Here is an 18,621-nt window from a genome sequence, read left to right as displayed (position 1 = left end):
ATTACAGGAATGTAAAGTTTTATGTAGATTAGATGAATTTTATGTAGAAAAATTAAAGATTTTGTTATGATAGTAAAGTTTAGAGGCCAATTTATTTATATCCAGGAGGATTCGATTTACATGCTTAACTCAAAAAAACAAGACCCTTTCTTTATAGCTTTGCATAAAATTGCTGAGAATATGAGAGAGGCCGTACATTACGCAAATGATTTTCGTATTAACAGTGTAGCTGACCTAAAAGAGATTAGCATTACTATGAAAAATTACGAAACAGCTGGTGATAAACTTATTCATGAACTGATCGTGATGCTAAACAAATCATTTATGACACCTATCGAACGCGAAGATATTCTCGAATTTGCTATTCGTATGGACGATGTATTAGATGGTACAGAGCATTGCATCGCTCATTTTGAGATGTTTTCCCTAACAGAAGTTGATGAATCAATGCGTACTTTCTTAGGCTATATTTCAAAAAGTGCTGATGAAATTGTTAAAGCAACAGAAGAGTTAAAGAAAAAGAATCTTATTGGCATGCGCCCACACGCAATCCTTATTAAGGACTATGAACGTGAATGTGATGAAGTACAACGTTCGTCTATTAAACAACTATTTTTAAATGAAAAAGATCCAATTCGACTTATTAAATATAAAGATATATATGAGCAACTTGAAGATATCGCTGATCATTGCCAAAACGTTGCAAATACAATGGAAACAATTATCATGCGTAATGCGTAATTAGGAGATGGGCACTTACAATGAACACAATCATTATTCTAACCGTACTGGTCGTTATCTTTGCCCTAACATTTGACTTTATCAATGGCTTCCACGATACAGCAAATGCTATCGCAACTTCAGTTTCCACTAGAGCATTGAAACCTCGTGTAGCTATCTTGCTGGCTGCAACGATGAACTTTATCGGAGCGATTACCTTCGTCGGTGTTGCAAAGGCTCTAACAAAAGACATTGTGGATCCATTCGCTTTAAATGCCTTTCCAGGAGACACGACAGGCTCAGTCGTTATTTTAGCAGCATTAATTTCAGCTATTATTTGGAACTTAGTAACATGGTATTTCGGTATTCCATCAAGTTCTTCTCACACTCTGATTGGATCCATTGCTGGTGCAGCAGTTGCATCTTCCGGCTTCGGAGTTCTAAACTATAGCGGTTTTACTAAAATCATTATGGCACTAGTGCTATCTCCAATCCTTGCGATTTGCGCTGGCTTTATTATGATGACACTATTTAAAATATTGTTTAAAAACTTGAATTTATATCGTACGAATAAAGGTTTCCGTACAATGCAAATTTTCACTGCTGCCATTCAATCTTTTACACATGGTACAAACGATGCACAAAAAGCAATGGGGATTATGACAATGGCATTAATCGCGGCTGGTTTGCATACAGGAGATGAAATTCCTTTATGGGTACGAGCATCAGCAGCAACTGCAATGGGGCTTGGTACCTCTATCGGTGGCTATAAAATTATTAAAACAGTCGGCGGTAAAATCATGAAAATCCGTCCTGTAAATGGGGTTGCAGCCGATTTAGCTTCTGCTTCAGTTATCTTCGGTGCTACATTAATTCACCTGCCGGTATCCACAACACACGTTATTTCTTCCTCTATCATGGGTGTCGGCTCGGCACAACGTGTTCGTGGCGTAAACTGGGGAATGGCACGTAAAATCGTAACTACTTGGATTATTACAATGCCAATTTCAGCCGTTATGGCAGCTGTTATTTACTTTTTGTTATCTTTATTCTTTTAACTTCTTTCCTGAAAGAAGTTAAAGCCTCCGGCGGATGTCACGGAACTACGCCAAGGCACAATTGATTTTGATCGCATACTAAGACTCCTGTTCCTTATCGGACAGGAGTTTTTACATTATCACACGACAAAATGTGACACATCCTTTACACTATTTATAAGGAGGATCGTACACTACTATGAAAACTTTTTCAGCCTTTATTACAGCTCACGCAAAAGCTATCGTGGCAATATGGTTCGTCATTTTTATAGCGATGGCTATGTTTGCCATACAACTTCCAAGCAAGCTTCAAGGAGACGGCTTTTTTGTTGAAGGAGATCATACCTACGTCACAAATGAGCTGGCAGAAACATTTGATTTGCCTTCTGATACAATCTTAGTCGTATTTGATCCGGCCGAGGATAAGAAAATTCAAGATACTTTAAAAAAGTTAGAAAAAGTAAAGGAGATTCATTCAATCCAGTCACCGCTTGATGATCCTTCTTTACAAAAGAATGGTATAGCCTATGCCATGGTTCATATTAAAAATGATGTTGAAAATCTACCTGATGTAGTGAAGGACATCCGTTCTTTAATAGAGGATGATGGAGTGAGCATTACAGGTGGGCCTGTTATTTCAGAGGATATCAATACAGCCAGTCAAAAGGATTTGGCGTCAGCGGAAGCAATTGGCTTACCCATCGCCATCATAGTGCTATTACTAGCTTTTGGTACTGTCGTAGCCTCAATCTTACCGATCATTATTGGTGTTGTCACTGTTGTCACTGCGTTCGGAATTTTAACACTGCTTAGCGGTAATGTGAATTTATCGATTTTTGTGTTAAATATAGTACCAATGCTTGGACTAGCATTAAGCATTGATTTTGCCTTATTGTTTATTAACCGATATCGTGAAGAACGTGCCCATACATCCATTGTACAAGCTATTCAAACGGCTATACAGACAGCTGGTCGTTCTATCATCTTTTCTGCTGTTTGCGTCATGATCGGTTTAGGTGCCATGATTGTCATTGACGTCGAAATATTTCACAATATCGCTTTAGGAGGCACCATTGTTGTATTACTTGCCGTACTTTCTGGCTTAACCTTGCTTCCTGCTACTATGACACTACTAGGGGACCGCCTAAATAAATGGCGATTATTACGTGTAAAGCCTGGTGGTGCAAATCGTTGGCGTGGTTTTGCAGGTTTTGTTATGAAACATCCAGTTACCATCGTTATTGCAGCATTATTATTACTAGGTATTGGTATGATTCCATTGAAGGATATTAAACTTACAATTCCTCAGGTGGATTCATTACCGACAAAATATGAGGCACGTGCAGCTTATGATAAATTAGATGAAACGTTCGGTCTTGGTGATACCTCAACTTTATATTTACTAGCAGAACGTAAGGAAGGCTGGGAAGATAGTGAGGCCCGAGAGCTTATTTATACTATTCAAGAAAAGCTACTCGAAGACCCACTGGTAAATGATGTCTCAACCATTTATACGACTGCGAACATTAAGTCACCCGAGGAACTAACTGCTTCTTTGGAAATTCCACAAGTGGCAGAACAATTAAAACCAATTCAAGATACGTTTTCTAAGGGCAATCAACTCTTTATCCCAATTACATTGGATGCAGCTGGTTCATCAACTACCGCTCAAAAATTCGCTCGAACTTGGAAAGATCAAGATTTAGGTGTCAATTTTGCACTCGGCGGTCCTGCGAAATTCAACCAAGAAATTTTTGATGAAATCTCTAGTAAAATTTTCTTGGCCGTATCCATTATTATCATATCAACGTTCTTTATTTTAATGCTCGCTTTCCGTTCGATTTTAATCCCACTGAAAGCGATTATTATGAATATCATTGGACTTTCATCGGCCTTCGGTATTCTCGTCTATATTTTCCAATACGGACATTTGGGAATTGAAGCTGGTACGATTGTACTCATAATTCCAGTCATTGTATTTTGCCTTGTATTCGGCTTAAGTATGGACTATGAAGTCTTTTTAATATCACGTATTCAAGAGGAATATCAAAAAGATGCGGATAATACACGTGCTACGATTGATGGTCTAACCTCTACAAGTCGTATCATTACGTCAGCAGCGCTTATTATGATTGTCATAACAGGGGCATTCGCTTTCACAGATGTGATGCCAGTGAAGCAAATTGGTGTTGGTATAGCCATTGCAGTTGCCATCGATGCAACTATTATTCGTCTAATGCTCGTACCAAGTCTTATGAAGCTCCTCGGGGATTGGAATTGGTGGCTACCCTTTGTGAAGAAACAGAATAGATAGAGATCAATTATAGCTTGGCATCATTACGTCCGAAGTCGACTGAAAGAAGTAAAAAAATCCGCAACCTTCCGTGAGCTCTCCCTCACTCAAAGGTTGCGGATTTTTCTTATTATCAATTATGCCTCGGCATAATTGCGTCCAGAATCGGCTTTGTGCTTAGGCCTGCATGATGCAGGTCAGTTAGCCATTATCGCATGGATGCGATGATTTTAGGCTAACATCCTATATTGAACTCCCTTCCGATTCCGTGACATCCGCCGGAGGCTTTAGGCCAACACGACGTTGGTCACTCAGGCGTTTTCACAGGATGTGAAGCTCTTAGCCTGAGTTCCTCTATTTCAGCGGATGTTTGGACACCCGCTGAAAAGTGACTTAAAACAGCATTCATCTCACCACCTATAGGGGTGGGAGACTTCTGTAGCTGACGCTACAAAAATCATTTGCTGAAAGAAGTTGAATAAATACGGTCGTACCATTCTTTTGCTGCTTCTACCTCAGGCATCGTTAGCTGATGACCATAATGAAACCACTTCGTCGTTACCTCTGCCCCTGCTGACGTTAAAAGCGCCTGTAAGTCTTCCGATTCCTGTGCAGAACACATTGGATCATTCGTTCCAGCACCAATAAAAACAGGGATTGAAGAAAGTGCAGGCAATTCAATACCACGTCTAGGCACCATCGGATGATGCAGTATTGCGCCTGTTAGAGCATCCTCAAAATGGAATAATAGGCTAGCAGCAATATTTGCGCCATTTGAATAGCCAATAGCAACAACTCGATTACGATCAAAGCTATACTGCTGCGCTGCCTCTAATAGAAAGTCATTTAATTCCTTCGTACGGAAAATTAAATCCTCTAGATCAAAAACACCCTCCGCCAATCGACGGAAAAAGCGTGGCATGCCATTTTCAAGCACATTTCCACGCACACTTAAAATGCTTGCTGTATCATCAATTTCCTTTGCAAGACCAATTAAGCTTTGTTCATTTCCACCTGTACCATGTAACAGTAAAAAAATTGGTTTTGTTTCATCTGTTCCTTTATGAAAAACGTGCTGCATTGACAGTCCACCTCTCGATTATCTTGAATTCGAGATAATTGTAGCCTGCGGCAAAATTAAATTCAAGCTCTTGGACTTATTAATTTCTCGATTTTCACGATTTGGCTGTTCCACATTATTTTTATAAAAGTTTTTAATCGAAAATACTGAAATTAAACATACAGCTATAACAGAAACAATCACTATACCCACTATTTTTTTCCCATTCATTTGTTATGATCCCCCGGGTTACTTATTTCTTTTTACGAAAGCCCTCTTCTAGTAAATATTCTTTCGCAGCATCATGTGTACCAAAGGCTTCCTCTAAATTTTCGCCATGATAAACATTCCAAGAACGTTGCTCAAAAGCTAGCTTTAACTGAACACCTTCACGACTTTGCCATATCTCTTCAATTGGCTCTTGCTCTTCTTCTTCCGATAAATATTGAATGGAATCTTCAATAATTTCACGAAGCTGTTGTTCATTGTAGTCACGAATATTTACAAGGCCTTTATCATTTGCTTCTTCCTCATAGCTCAATAAATCTCCAACAAAGACAAAGCCGTTGCCATTTGGATGTAGCTTTTCTACAACAATGGTCTTTTCATAAAGGCTATCCATCAAGTGATAATTTAAGCGTTTTAATGAAATCTCCTTCTTTGTAAGTTCAGGGAATGACTCAATAATAGTTTGTTTTTGTTCAAATGTTAGCATATAAAAATGCTCCTTTTCTATTCAATCTACCTTACAGTATAACTTATTTTTCCTCTTATTTTGAAGTAAAATAGGACAAGCCTTATAAAAAGCTTGTCCTACATTTTTTCAATTACTCATGACATTTTATTAAACATTTTTTCTTTTACAAACTGAATTACATGCGCAACGTATAGTTCTCGATAAGGGACAAATTGTGCAGTACTAACTGGGCGCACAATTTTCACTCGTTGACCATCAGGGAAATATTCATAGCCTTCAATATTAAGAGTAGCTGTTTCGCCTAAAAAGAAGGCCTCTGCCTCATCAAGCTTTGCTCTAACGACCCCTGATACTTCTTCATATTGTAGTTCAAACGAATCCCAATCATGTTTGAATGGATATGTAAAAACATGACAAAATTCATTGTCGATCATATTTTCCGAAACAATACTACAAGACGTCATGCCCATTTTAACAACCTCGTGAACGTGAATATCAAGTCCTAGCTCTTCCTTCACTTCACGTATTCCTGATTCTACTGTCTCGGCGGCTAACAGATGCCCTGCCGCTGTAATATCAAGTAAACCAGGGTAGTCCTTTTTTTGTGCACTACGGATTTGGAAATAAATATAGTCCTCATTGACAAGCCAACAGTGGAATGTTTCATGCCACAGCCCTTTTTCATGTACTTCTGCTCTTGTTGCTGTCCCAATCTGTTCATGCTGCTCATTAAAAACTTTCACAATTTCCTGTTCCATTTTTTTCGACTCCTATACTGACTTCGTAGCCTTATTCTTAATCGCGTTACGCTGATCATAAATATTGGATACAATCACTTTTAATACGGCATAGAATGGTACAGCAATAAGAATGCCGATGAAGCCTGCAATATTACCCGCCGCTAAAATAATCGTAATAACTGTTAACGGATGTATATCGAGTGTTTTCCCCATAACATTAGGTGTTATAAAGTTACTATCAATTTGCTGTGCCACGAGTGTGACAACCGATACCCATATTACTAGAACGGGATCCTGAATAACTGCTACAACTACTGCTGGCGCAAAGGCAATCCAAGGTCCAATAAATGGAATCATATTCATAAAGAACGCGAATATGACAAGTAGTAACGAATACTCTAGACCCATCATTAAATACCCGACAAACATAATGAGCGCTAGTAAAAAACTAATTTGCAGCTGCCCTTGAATATAGCTACGTAATACACTATCAATTTCACTTAACGTCTTCTTCACCCATTCACGGCGCTCACCACTGAAATATTTATAAATTGATGGTGCAAATTTTTCATGATCCTTCAACATAAAGATAAAGAAGAATGGAATTAAAATAGCTAATAAAGAGGCAGATACAATTGATTGTAAAAACGAAACTAGCCCTTTACTTGCCACAATGGCAATATCTTGTACAGAATTCGCGATACTATCGATCATCTCTTTTAACTGTGGTGGGAAATTTTCCATGTTTCTCACCACGTAGTCAGTTGCATCTTGAATACTTTTACTAATCATTGGTGCATTTTTCACTAGCTTATTTAACTGTTCTGCAATCGGATTACCAACAACCCAACCAAAGCCAACAGCGATTGCTATAAGTCCAATAACTATTGCCAATATACTTGACCATCTCGGCCATCCATGTTTTTCTAAAAACCTTTGAATTGGCTCTGTTACATAGTACAAAACACCACCAAGTAACAAAGGGACAAAAATAGTTTTTAAAATAATGACAAGCGGTGAAAAGATCCAATGAATCTCTACAAAATATTTAATGATTAATAGAACAAGTAAAAACCCTACACCTACTTGAAACCAAACTTTCCTCGTCACTTTCATTCACTTCCTTTTATCACATATAATGAGAATACTACTTATATATTTACCATTTCGCAAGTATCCTATTATTTATTATCAAATAAAATGTGTTTTGAAACAAAAAAATCCGCTACCCTCCCACGGACGTTCCGCAAGCCTCTCTATGCAAAAGCATCTAAAAGGGTTTGCATAACTTGTTTTCCCGTAGAAGTATAGCGAATCTTCACTTCTGTTGCATAACTTAACTGATTATAATTTTGTATCGTCTACTGAATTTAAGTAATCTTCAATATCACCGATTACGGATTCAACACAGCCGTCCTCAAATGGCGAAATTAAGCCTGCTTCTTTTACAAGCTTTGTAAAGGACATAGAGCCCCCTAAACCACATAAATGGATATAATCCTTCCAAGCAGCTTCAAACTCTTCACGTGAACGTTTCCAGAATTGGAATGCACAAATTTGCGCTAACGTGTAATCAATGTAATAGAACGGACTCGCATAAATATGTCCCTGACGTTGCCATATACCACCAGCTTCTAGATAGCTGTTATGATCATAGTCACGGTGCGGTAAATATGTTTCCTCAATCTTTTTCCATGCAGCCTTACGTTCAGCTGGTGTCATATTCGGATTTTCGTAGATAACATGCTGGAACTCATCAACTGCAACACCGTAAGGAAGGAATAATAAGCCGCTACTTAAGTGTGTAAACTTATATTTTTCTGTATCTTCCTTAAAGAATAACTCCATCCATGGCCATGTGAAAAATTCCATACTCATCGAATGAATTTCACAAGATTCATATGTTGGCCATAGGTATTCTGGGATACCGATATTACGACTTGAATAAACTTGGAAAGCATGTCCAGCTTCATGTGTTAACACATCGATATCGCCTGAAGTACCATTAAAGTTCGAGAAGATAAATGGTGAGTGATAGTTTTCGATAAATGTACAATAACCGCCACTCTCTTTTCCTTTCTTCGCCACTAAGTCCATTAAATCATGGTCAATCATGAAGTTGAAGAATTCACCAGTTTCAGGTGATAGCTCTTCATACATTTTTTTACCGTTCGCAACAATCCACTCCGGATCGCCTTTTGGTGTAGCATTTCCTGATAAAAAGTTTAATGCTTCATCATAGAACTTAAAGTCAGAAATACCAATACGTTTTGCCTGACGTTCGTATAATTTAGTTGCAAGTGGTACGATCAAATCACGAACTTGGTCACGGAATTTCTGTACCATTTCTGCGTTATAATCAATGCGATTCATTCGAATATAGCCTAGCTCAACATAGTTTTTATATCCTAATTTAACAGCAATTTCATGACGAACCTTGACAAGTTCATCATACAATCGATCAAATTCCTCTTCATGGCCCGCAAAAAAGCCAAAGCGTGCATCTGTTGCCGCCTTACGCATTGCACGATCAGTAGACTCTGCATATGGTCCAAGTTGTGCAAGTGTTAATGTTTCACCATTAAAATCAATTTGCGCAGAGGCAACTAGTTTATTGTATTCTGAAACAAGCTTATTCTCCTTTTGCATTAAATCAATGACTGTTGGTGAAAAGCCTTTAATTTGATAAGTTGCTAAATCGAATAACTGCTGACCCCATTTTTCTTCTAACTGTTCACGGAATGGAGAAGCGATTAGTGCTTTATAATATTCTGTTGTTACCTCTTCTAGCTCAGGGCCAACCTCGTCGAAATAATCGCGTTCTGCATGATAAAATTCATCATTTGTATCAATTGAAGCACGAATATACACTAAGTTCGCCATTGTAGCATAATCATTACTTAATGCGTTTAACTTTCCGATTATCCCACTTTGTTCGTCCATCGTTTGAGCATTTTTAAATTGCTCAATTAAAGATAATTGTTGCTCTTTCATTACCTCAATATTTGGACGGCTGTATTCATAGTCTTTAAACGTTTCCATTGAAATCCCCTCTTTCTGTCATATACCCCGTTATCTTTCTATTATATGACAAATCTATCATATTAAGAAACAATTTAGTAACCAATTATATATGTTTTTAATAATGCTGCCCTTTCACGTAGTTTTAGCTTTGCTTCCACTGATTTTGGTGTTTTTGCCGCAACGACATCTACATCAAAATCTAAAGTCTCAGCTAAATATTTTGCACGTTTTAAATGAAAATCATTAGAGACAATCGTGATTCGCTTTGTTCCTGTAGGCAATAGTTCTTTAGAAAACAATAAATTCTCATAAGTGGATGTAGATTGGTCTTCCACTAATATTCTGTTCGTATCAATACCATTATCCTGTAAGTACTTAAGCATGACAGAAGCCTCTGTCCGATCTTCATCCGCTCCTTGCCCGCCTGAAACAATCACTTTCACATGAGGATACTTATTTAAATACTTAACAGCCTCCTCTAATCTATTTTTCAAAGAAAGCGATGGAACTCCCCCCGGTTTTACCTTCGCCCCTAGTACAATCACGTATTCAGCTGTGCCGTTTGCAACCGGCTGGACCCCTTGTTTCATCTCCTCGCCGAGCCAAATATAAACAACACCACCCACAGCGAGTAGCAAAATACCAACTCTCAACACCCATTTTTTTCACAATTCTCCCCTCCTTTACCTTTTATTAACGATAAGTGAAGAAAAAGGATGCTTGTACAAGTAATTTTGTACAAACATCCTGATTGATTATCTTAATATAAAGCGCTTAATCGAGTCCTGTAATGCCGTTATTTCATCTGTTAAATCATTGGACGATTCACTAACAATTTGAATGGCATGCTGTTGTTCATCAACGGATGCCGTTACTTCCTCTGAAGCAGCAGCATTTTTCTCACTAATCATCGCAATACTTTCGATAGATTGTATAATGTTATCCTTTGAGCTATTCAAATATTCTACGCCCGCAGTCATGTCCCCAATGACAGCAATAATTTTCTCTACAGCTAATTCGATTTCCTTAAAGGATGATTCTGTTATGGCAACCGAATCATTTTGCTGACGAACAATGACATTTGTTTTCTTCATCTCATCGTTCACTAAATTAGTTTCACTTTCAATCCCCTTTATGGTTGTACGCACTAGCTCAGTTGCTACAGATGTTTGATCCGCAAGCTTACGTACCTCCTCAGCAACAACTGCAAATCCTTTACCATGCTCACCGGCTCTAGCTGCTTCTATTGATGCATTTAATGCAAGTAGATTCGTCTGATTAGAAATTTCAGTAATGGTACCGACAATACCTTCAATTTCCCTAACTTTCACAATTAAGCTATTAAATACAGTCTGAACGTTATTAATCAATTCAGAAGACTCATGTGATTTCTCTTTTAAACCATTTACATTAACGAGACCTTTTTGATTTGATTGCTTCATATGTTGAGATGCATCAAGCATTACTTCATTTTTATCATGCAATATTTCAATCTGCTGAGCAAACTCAATGGCAGTTCTATTTGTATCCTCAGCATCTGAAGCTTGCTTTAATGCACCGCTTGAAACCTCGTTAATTGCTTTTACTATTTCATCTCCATAAGCGTTCGTTTCCTCTGCCACAGATGTTAAATTAGACGATGTCGATTGAATTTCTACAATAGTTTCCTCAACATCTGTAATTAGTGTTTTTAATTGATTTACCATGTCGTTAAAGCCTTCATTTAGCTGACCAATTTCATCTGTGCGTTGTAGATCTTCAATTTCTACAGTCAAATTCCCCTTGGCTACCTCACGTACGCGTTTAGATAATTTTTGAACTGGTAAAGCCAAATGTCTAGAGACCATTATGACAACTACTGTACCCATAATGATAGCTCCTACTAATGTAATACCGATAATGAGTAATAATGAGTTCGCTTCTTTATTAAAGTCCTGCATATATGTACCTGATGCTATGATCCATCCCCAGTGAGGATCTTTTGCAGAATAAATTATTTTATCAGCTATTACATCTTGACCCGGTAACTCAAATTCATATTGTGTATAACCCCCACCAGCAAGTGCCTTTTCGGTTACTTCCCGAATAAAATAGTTGCCGCTACTATCTTGATCTTTCCATAGGTTGTCCCCTTCTCGAGTCGGATGAGTTGTTAATGTCCCTTTATCATCTAAGACGTATATATAACCGTACTCTCCCAAATCTCCAGGATAATTGATTGGTCTCTTTCCTTCACTATCCTTCGGTCCGAGTATCGCCTCCCGCACTCGCTCCTGCGCAACTTCTAAAGGAATATCACCCTTTTCAACACTTTCATTTGCTAACTCGATTAATTGCAGAGTAGTTTCAACACTATTCTGAATAACTTGTTCCCCAATATCCTCCATACCATTTTTAGCCTTACTATAACTAACTAAGCCTATAATCAAGCTTGGTATGATTAATAATGCTAATGAAATAATAATTAATTTCCCCTGTATTGAACGTAAAAATCTCATGCTTTAGCCCCCTTTTCTTCTTCATTCACCAAGACTATTAATCTATATTATGTTATGGTTTGAATTTTTTCACAATGGGTAAATTGCAATGCAAGGACGAATTATTTGCTTTTATAGCCCAATATGCTACTACAAACATTTTTATTGTTAAGAAAAAAACTATCTTTCTACAGGGGTATACCCTATGGAAAAATAGTTTTTGATTTTCATCCTAGTTTAAGATTCAATCCATGATTTCGGAGGTCCTATCCATCACTTTGACGTTTCTATCCACGATTTCAGAGGTCCTATCCATCACTTTGACGTTTCTATCCACGATTTCAGAGGTCCTATCCATCACTTTGACGTTTCTATCCACGAGTGTCCTCTCTAACATGAAGATGATTTCCGTTCCAGGTACTTACTTACGGAATTCACCCCCTCGTTTTGCCGAAGAGTCATATTTTATCTAATATGGTATCTTAATTTCATTGACGTAATAGTTTTTCATAATAAAAAAACCAGTAGCTTTAAACACTACTGGTTTGATTAATTATTTATTATTATTCGCCTAGATCTGCATTATGGTAAACATTTTGTACATCTTCTAAATCTTCTAATGCATCAATTAGTTTTTCAAATTTCGCGATATCGTCACCAGTTAATGTTACTTCTGTTTGCGGCAGCATTGAAAGCTCTGCTACTGTAAATTCTTGAACACCAGCCTCTTTTAATGCTTCTTGTGTAGCAAAGAATTGTTCTGGCTCTGCATAAATAATTACAGTTTCATCTTCTTCTAGAATATCACGAGCATCAAGATCTGCTTCCATTAATATTTCAAGAACTTCATCTGCAGATTTACCTTCTAAACCGATAACTGCTGTTGAATCAAACATGTAGGCAACAGATCCACTGACACCCATATTCCCATTGTTTTTACCAAATGCTGCACGTACATCAGAAGCTGTTCTATTTACATTATTTGTTAAAGCATCAACGATTAACATAGTTCCAGCTGGTCCGAAACCTTCATAGCGTAATTCATCGAAGTTTTCATCGCCGCCACCTTTTGCTTTATCGATTGCTTTTTCAATAATATGTTTAGGAACACTGTATGTTTTTGCTCGCTCAAGAACAACTTTAAGGGCGCGGTTTGACTCAGGATCTGGCTCGCCTGATTTAGCTGCCACATAAATTTCGCGTCCGAATTTTGCATTAATACGGCTTGTACTTTGGTCTTTAGACGCTTTCTTTTCTTTAATATTGTTCCACTTACGACCCATTGTTTCCACTCTCTTTCAACATTTTAGTTTATCAAAATCATAGATGCGCAGATGCACATCTGTAAATGGTAATTAAATACTCATCGTATCTTTACTCTGCAAATAATAACATAAATAATGATTACAAAGCTAGATATGCCAATGTTTAAGGTGATTTTCTTAAGGATTGATTGTCAAAAAAATAGAATTTTCAACATAACGTGTAGTTGATTTCCGTTCCGACCGGGCGCTTTGTAGCTGTCGCTTTGCTTTCGCTACAGATAAAACATTTGCCGCTGACGCTTTGCTTTCGCGCAGATAAAACATTTGTTGCTGCTACCGTTGCACTTTCGCACAGATAAAACATTGTTGCTGCCGCTTCGCTTTCGCACAGACAAAACCTAGTTGCTGACGCTACGTTAGCACTACGCTTTCGCACAAAGCAAAGCTACCTTGGGGCGTCCGATGAGCCGCTTGGGGCAACAGGATATTGGTCACGAAGGCGTTATCACAGGACGTGATGCTCTTAGCCTTCGTTCCTCTATCGCTAATCTCCAAGGAGTCGCCCAGTCTCCACTCCAATCAACTTATTTACATGACAAACGTTTTAACAAATGTCATAGCTAGCTTTCGGTGATGGATCAAAAAATGTGTCATTTATAGTCACTTTACAATTGGTTTTCTATTTTGATTTTTTCTAACAAGGCATGACAACCCTCTAAAACTAAATCATAGGTTTCTTGAAAATTTCCTGTATAGTACGGATCAGGTACGTCTTTTTGATGGTCAGTTAAATCTAAAAAGCGAAAAATCTTTGGTGAATCAGGATTGCCTACCATCGGTCGGATATTACGTATATTACTTTCATCCATGCCAATAATGTAATCAAAATTGTTAAAGTCAGCCTTTTGTAATTGTCGGCCCTGCATCCCTTCCGTTGAGATGTCATATTCTTTTAACTTATCTTGTGTTCCTCTGTGAGGAGGTTCTCCTATATGCCAAGAGCTTGTCGCAGCCGAATCTACTTCAATTCTATGACTCAAATGCCCCTTCTCTACCAAATCACGCATGACCGCTTCAGCCATTGGTGAGCGACAAATATTTCCCAAACATACAAAAAGTACTCGAATCATTTTTTGCTCCTCCTATAACAAGACACTCAAAATCAACTTGATTCTGAGTGTCTTCTAAGTTGTCCCACATTTCACTGGCATGAATGATGTTTCAAGTTATTTCTTTTCCGCTGTAACTCGCTTCTCTAATTCTTCAGTTAATGCTGCTAATTCATGCTCAAGGCGATGTGTAAATTCCTCGCGCCCTTCTTTACCTTTGCCTGTTACATAAAATGGCTCGCCATAAATTAGATAGCCTTTACCACGCTTAAAAAGATCACCAGCATTACGCGCACCAATATAAGCGGCTGGGACAATTTGCGCTTTTGCCAGCTGTGCTATTGTAATTGCACCTTGTTTTAAATCCGTACCTTCAGCATTTCGCGTACCAGATGGGAAAATCCCAACAATTTTACCCTCTTTCAATAACTGTGAAGGAATTTTAATAACGCTTGGTCCTGGATTGTCACGGTCAACCGGAAATGCATTTAAACGCTCTATAAGCCAGCCAAGACCCTTTATATCAAACAATTGCTTTTTAGCCATAAAGTGAATTTCCCGAGGGTATACTGCAACACCAAGATTTAAAATATCAACATAACCCGTATGTGTACATGCAATAATAAACCCACCTTCCTTCGGTAAGTTTTGCTCATCATATACACGCGCTTTTGAGCCCGATAATTTTAAAATCACTTTTACAACATTCGCTATAAATTTATACACTGTGTCATTCCTACCTTATTCAATAGTTACTCCCATTGTAATCGAAAATGCCCATGTACTGCAATTGCATGTGAAATAAATCAATTATGCCTCGGCATAATTGTGTCCGGATTCGGCTTTATGCTTAGGCCTGCAGATGTTTTTTGCGCGAAAGCGAAGCGGCAGCGGCAGATGTTTTTTGTGCGAAAGCGTAGTGCTAACGTAGCGACAGCAACACGATGTTGGTCGCTCAGGCGTTTTCACAGGATGTGAAGGTCTTAGCCTGAGTTCCTCTATTTCAGTAGGTGTTTAGGCACCTGCTGAAAAAAGTTAAACTCTTCCCACTAATACATCCACATCAATCGTAATTTCTTCTAAATGGATATTGGCTTCCTCTTTTTTATGCCAGCCCATTGGTGTCATTTCAAGCAATGCCGGTACAAGCTCTGTAGCAAGCGGTACCGTATAAGTAATACGCTCCACACTAACATCGGCAAAGCTGTCTTTAAAACGAGCAACTATTTGTTCATTCGAATACGACTCTTTGGTAGAATCCGCATACAATTGCGCTCGAAGCTCATGTAAGTACCCGCTTTGAGGCACAACCTTAACAACACAACCATTCTGAGTTAATAGACGTTTAAATTCTTCGTAATTGGCAGGAGATAGAATATTTAATATGGCATCGAAGCTTGATCTTGCAAATGGACTTTTCGCTAAATCACCAACACACCAAATTTGCTCTGGATAATGTCGAGCTGCAGCAAGTATGCCTTCTTTTGCTATATCAATACCAATGCCAATCCCTTGTTTCTTCGCCATAATCCGTGCTAAATGTGAACCTTCACCACACCCTGTATCAAGCACGGTTTCTGCATTAGCAATTAGCTCTCCAATTTTATCTTCTACTAAATCATAGATCCCACTATCAATCACCGCTTTTCGAGATTCAAAGAGTTCTTTACTGTACTTAGAAATAGCACCATGTGTCAGCATATTGACATAGCCCTGCTTGGCAATATCAAATGAATGATTTGAGGAACATACTAGTCTCCCCTGTTCAAAAACACCAATTGACTCCTGACATATCGGACAAGCGAAAAGCGTTATATTTTCATCCATTAAGGCTGCCCCTGCAGCTCTTTTTGAAAGTGCCCCCATTAATTTACCTCCTTCTGTTCTGTAGGTGAAACAAGTGCGAAACGCTCCCACTTACGACTTCTCCATCTAAAGTATACAATAATCGCTCGCATCCATTCATCTGCCGAAATCGCGAGCCAAATACCTACTAAGCCCCAATCTAAAACAAAAACGAACAAGTAACCGAGTGGAAGGCTCATACAAACCATCGATAAAAAGCCAATTTTCACTGGAAATCTCGCATCCCCTGAGGCACGCAAAGAGTTAATAACCACAATATTCATCGTACGGCCTGTCTCAAGCAGAATACTTAATGCTAGCACAGATGCTCCGATGGCTATTACCTCTGGATTATCAGTAAAAACGTGCATAAGCTGTTTCCGGAATATTGTCACAACTGCAACCATAATGATCGTAAAGATAAAAGCTGCACGCACACTTAACCAGATCTGATGATAAGCTTCATCCTTTTTACCAGCACCAACATAACGTCCAATAATAATAGCTGTTCCTGTACCGATTGCAATCGCAAACAAATACGTAAACATCGAAATATTCATGGCGTATTGTCTTGCTGCAAGCGTCTCTGGGCCTAAGTACGTTGCATAATATAGGAAGACAATCTGACAAAACTGATAAAGAACTTGTTCAAATGCAGACGGCAAACCTATATTTAATATTTTTCGAACATATTCCTTTGAATACTCGAAATAATAATCTAGCTTCAACCTAACTTCCATAACTTGATACAACAGCCAGAAAAACACAAGAACTGCTAATCCACGACTTATAACTGAGGAAATAGCTGCACCTTTTACACCTAGCTCCGGTAATCCTAAGTTACCAAAGATTAAACCGTAATTTAATACAACATGCAGCACATTCATACCTAGTGATACATACATCGTTTGCTTAGTCCTACCATGTACACGGATAATCGCTGCTAACGCATTTATAATTGCCTGTAAAAAAATAAAACTTCCGATAATCACTAAATAGCTTTGTGCGTATTGAAGCACTTCCCCCTGCAAGTTCATCATCGTCATTAAATGACTTGAAAAGAAGAAAAATAAAATACTCATCATTAGTCCAACAATCAAATTCATCGTTACTGCTAAAGCGGATATCTTCGCAGCTTCCAAAAAACGCCTTGAGCCTAAATATTGCGACACAACAATAGAAGCACCATTCCCAACTACTTCAAGTATTAAAATGGCAATATGAATATATTGATTGGCAGCACCAACCCCTGATACAGCATTATCTGATAGAGCACTGAGCATAAAAGTATCGGCTAGTCCCATCAACATAAATAAAAATACTTCTAAAAATATCGGCCACGTTAAATGAAACAAACTTAACTTGTTAGTCTCTTTTCTCACACTTTCTCTTATTGGATCTGCCAATACGTTTCACTTCTCCTGTACGCGTCATAAAATAATAGTATCTTATCATAGATTATTAGGCTGTAAAGAGTTTTAGTATTAATTATCAAAAAGATTAACACTTCACAAAAAATCCCTTTCACGACCGTGTGAAAGGGTTTCCTATCAAGTTAAGCAATGCGCCTGTAATTGCTCACGCTTTTCTTTTGTTAGACCAAATTCTTGTTCTAAAAATGCTGTCTTTGAGCCAAATCGGTTATCCATTGCATCAAATGCCGCCTGTAAATAATCCTCACGGGCAGACATTAATGCATAAAATTGCTGTAATTCTCGATCATTGTAATCCTGCTGAATTGCCTGAGCCATCTGTTCTACCAAGGACCGTAAATGTATATTTGTATCTAAATAGTCCTCCATGATTGTTTCCTCAGGTACATCTAAAGCGAGCAAAATAAGTGCACCACCGATACCTGTTCGATCCTTTCCTACCGCACAATGATGTACAAGCCCTAAATTTTCAGGGTTTTGAATCGTTACCATTAACTCCTTAAACGAAGCATTATTAAAAGGCATTTGTGCATAAAATTCTCGGAACATCTCTGGATTTACAACCTTATAAAAATCTTTTTTTCCAGCGTTTGTAGGCATCTCAAAAGCATGATTGCCCTTTGCTGGAATTTGAATATATTTAGCTTGCGGGAAAATCGGATTAGGATTATTTTGTGCCTCATGGTTGTCGCGATAATCAAAAATTGTTTTCACACCTAGCGTTCCAAATAGCTCCTTATCTGCTTTCGTCATTTTGCCAAGCGCCGCTGAACGATAAAACAAGCCATTCTTTACAGAACGCCCATCTCTCGTCTTATATCCACCCATATCACGAAAATTATGAACAGCCTCAAACGGAATAATCTTCATATCAAACTGTTTCATTCACTGCACCTCCCTCTGTTAATAAACATTCTTATT

The 18,621-nt window shown here is 38.1% G+C and carries 17 protein-coding genes; 3 read left to right on the top strand and 14 right to left on the bottom strand.

Annotation, left to right across the window (positions count from 1 at the left end; genetic code table 11):
- The first annotated feature begins 120 nt into the window (after window positions 1-120).
- The 3 genes from ACB089_RS01270 to ACB089_RS01260 all read left to right on the top strand — a co-directional run bounded on the left by ACB089_RS01270 (window position 121) and on the right by ACB089_RS01260 (window position 4,071).
- Window positions 121-741: a DUF47 domain-containing protein gene (locus ACB089_RS01270; protein ID WP_079562474.1), complete on the top strand. Its 621-nt coding sequence runs from the start codon at window positions 121-123 to the stop codon at window positions 739-741.
- A 20-nt stretch (window positions 742-761) separates the two neighbouring features.
- A complete protein-coding gene (locus ACB089_RS01265; protein ID WP_374964902.1) occupies window positions 762-1,778 on the top strand; it encodes an anion permease in 1,017 nt (338 codons plus the stop codon).
- 178 nt (window positions 1,779-1,956) lie between these two features.
- Entirely contained in the window at window positions 1,957-4,071 is a 2,115-nt protein-coding gene (locus ACB089_RS01260; protein WP_374964900.1) for an MMPL family transporter, read from the top strand.
- Between the two features lie 436 nt (window positions 4,072-4,507).
- On the opposite strand, the gene ACB089_RS01255 is transcribed toward ACB089_RS01260, so the two are convergent.
- The 14 genes from ACB089_RS01255 to ACB089_RS01190 all read right to left on the bottom strand — a co-directional run bounded on the left by ACB089_RS01255 (window position 4,508) and on the right by ACB089_RS01190 (window position 18,585).
- Window positions 4,508-5,131, bottom strand: coding sequence for an alpha/beta hydrolase (locus ACB089_RS01255; RefSeq protein ID WP_374964899.1), 624 nt, complete (start codon window positions 5,129-5,131; stop codon window positions 4,508-4,510).
- A 232-nt stretch (window positions 5,132-5,363) separates the two neighbouring features.
- Window positions 5,364-5,825: a hypothetical protein gene (locus ACB089_RS01250; protein ID WP_374964897.1), complete on the bottom strand. Its 462-nt coding sequence runs from the start codon at window positions 5,823-5,825 to the stop codon at window positions 5,364-5,366.
- Between the two features lie 116 nt (window positions 5,826-5,941).
- Complete coding sequence (locus ACB089_RS01245; RefSeq protein WP_374964895.1) at window positions 5,942-6,565, bottom strand: NUDIX domain-containing protein; 624 nt, start codon at window positions 6,563-6,565, stop codon at window positions 5,942-5,944.
- Between the two features lie 12 nt (window positions 6,566-6,577).
- Entirely contained in the window at window positions 6,578-7,663 is a 1,086-nt protein-coding gene (locus ACB089_RS01240) for an AI-2E family transporter (protein ID WP_374964894.1), read from the bottom strand.
- Between the two features lie 228 nt (window positions 7,664-7,891).
- Entirely contained in the window at window positions 7,892-9,589 is a 1,698-nt protein-coding gene (locus ACB089_RS01235; RefSeq protein WP_374964892.1) for a M3 family oligoendopeptidase, read from the bottom strand.
- Window positions 9,590-9,663: 74 nt separating this feature from the next.
- On the bottom strand, window positions 9,664-10,161 hold the full coding sequence (locus ACB089_RS01230; RefSeq protein WP_374967634.1) for a YdcF family protein: 498 nt from the start codon (window positions 10,159-10,161) through the stop codon (window positions 9,664-9,666).
- Between the two features lie 165 nt (window positions 10,162-10,326).
- Complete coding sequence (locus tag ACB089_RS01225) at window positions 10,327-12,069, bottom strand: methyl-accepting chemotaxis protein (RefSeq protein ID WP_374964891.1); 1,743 nt, start codon at window positions 12,067-12,069, stop codon at window positions 10,327-10,329.
- Between the two features lie 542 nt (window positions 12,070-12,611).
- The gene (locus ACB089_RS01220; protein ID WP_374964889.1) at window positions 12,612-13,331 is read right to left on the bottom strand and encodes a YebC/PmpR family DNA-binding transcriptional regulator; all 720 of its coding nucleotides are present in this window, start codon (window positions 13,329-13,331) and stop codon (window positions 12,612-12,614) included.
- Window positions 13,332-13,521: 190 nt separating this feature from the next.
- On the bottom strand, window positions 13,522-13,749 hold the full coding sequence (locus tag ACB089_RS01215) for a hypothetical protein (protein ID WP_374964887.1): 228 nt from the start codon (window positions 13,747-13,749) through the stop codon (window positions 13,522-13,524).
- A gap of 229 nt (window positions 13,750-13,978) precedes the next feature.
- Window positions 13,979-14,443 carry a low molecular weight protein-tyrosine-phosphatase gene (locus ACB089_RS01210; RefSeq protein WP_374964885.1) on the bottom strand — a complete coding sequence of 155 codons (465 nt, stop codon included), beginning with the start codon at window positions 14,441-14,443 and terminating at the stop codon, window positions 13,979-13,981.
- A 96-nt stretch (window positions 14,444-14,539) separates the two neighbouring features.
- The gene (locus ACB089_RS01205; RefSeq protein ID WP_374964883.1) at window positions 14,540-15,148 is read right to left on the bottom strand and encodes a lysophospholipid acyltransferase family protein; all 609 of its coding nucleotides are present in this window, start codon (window positions 15,146-15,148) and stop codon (window positions 14,540-14,542) included.
- 309 nt (window positions 15,149-15,457) lie between these two features.
- A complete protein-coding gene (locus ACB089_RS01200) occupies window positions 15,458-16,288 on the bottom strand; it encodes a putative RNA methyltransferase (RefSeq protein ID WP_374964881.1) in 831 nt (276 codons plus the stop codon).
- Window positions 16,288-17,673, bottom strand: coding sequence for an MATE family efflux transporter (locus tag ACB089_RS01195; RefSeq protein WP_374964879.1), 1,386 nt, complete (start codon window positions 17,671-17,673; stop codon window positions 16,288-16,290). Before ACB089_RS01195 ends, ACB089_RS01200 begins: the two co-directional genes overlap by 1 nt.
- 144 nt (window positions 17,674-17,817) lie before the next feature.
- Window positions 17,818-18,585, bottom strand: a complete 768-nt coding sequence (locus tag ACB089_RS01190) for a tyrosine-protein phosphatase (RefSeq protein WP_374964878.1) — start codon at window positions 18,583-18,585, stop codon at window positions 17,818-17,820.
- Window positions 18,586-18,621: the final 36 nt, after the last annotated feature.

The sequence above is a fragment of the Lysinibacillus sp. RS10 genome (genome assembly GCF_041956855.1).
GTDB lineage: Bacteria > Bacillota > Bacilli > Bacillales_A > Planococcaceae > Lysinibacillus > Lysinibacillus xylanilyticus_A.
This window is presented reverse-complemented; position numbering and strand designations above follow the sequence as displayed.

Excerpts from the sequence above, each read along its gene's own strand:
- ACB089_RS01270 (WP_079562474.1), top strand. The coding sequence starts at position 121 with ATGCTTAACTCAAAAAAACAAGACCCTTTCTTTATAGCTTTGCATAAA.
- ACB089_RS01265 (WP_374964902.1), top strand. The coding sequence starts at position 762 with ATGAACACAATCATTATTCTAACCGTACTGGTCGTTATCTTTGCCCTA.
- ACB089_RS01260 (WP_374964900.1), top strand. The coding sequence starts at position 1,957 with ATGAAAACTTTTTCAGCCTTTATTACAGCTCACGCAAAAGCTATCGTG.
- ACB089_RS01255 (WP_374964899.1), bottom strand. The coding sequence starts at position 5,131 with ATGCAGCACGTTTTTCATAAAGGAACAGATGAAACAAAACCAATTTTT.
- ACB089_RS01250 (WP_374964897.1), bottom strand. The coding sequence starts at position 5,825 with ATGCTAACATTTGAACAAAAACAAACTATTATTGAGTCATTCCCTGAA.
- ACB089_RS01245 (WP_374964895.1), bottom strand. The coding sequence starts at position 6,565 with ATGGAACAGGAAATTGTGAAAGTTTTTAATGAGCAGCATGAACAGATT.
- ACB089_RS01240 (WP_374964894.1), bottom strand. The coding sequence starts at position 7,663 with ATGAAAGTGACGAGGAAAGTTTGGTTTCAAGTAGGTGTAGGGTTTTTA.
- ACB089_RS01235 (WP_374964892.1), bottom strand. The coding sequence starts at position 9,589 with ATGGAAACGTTTAAAGACTATGAATACAGCCGTCCAAATATTGAGGTA.
- ACB089_RS01230 (WP_374967634.1), bottom strand. The coding sequence starts at position 10,161 with ATGAAACAAGGGGTCCAGCCGGTTGCAAACGGCACAGCTGAATACGTG.
- ACB089_RS01225 (WP_374964891.1), bottom strand. The coding sequence starts at position 12,069 with ATGAGATTTTTACGTTCAATACAGGGGAAATTAATTATTATTTCATTA.
- ACB089_RS01220 (WP_374964889.1), bottom strand. The coding sequence starts at position 13,331 with ATGGGTCGTAAGTGGAACAATATTAAAGAAAAGAAAGCGTCTAAAGAC.
- ACB089_RS01210 (WP_374964885.1), bottom strand. The coding sequence starts at position 14,443 with ATGATTCGAGTACTTTTTGTATGTTTGGGAAATATTTGTCGCTCACCA.
- ACB089_RS01200 (WP_374964881.1), bottom strand. The coding sequence starts at position 16,288 with ATGGGGGCACTTTCAAAAAGAGCTGCAGGGGCAGCCTTAATGGATGAA.
- ACB089_RS01190 (WP_374964878.1), bottom strand. The coding sequence starts at position 18,585 with ATGAAACAGTTTGATATGAAGATTATTCCGTTTGAGGCTGTTCATAAT.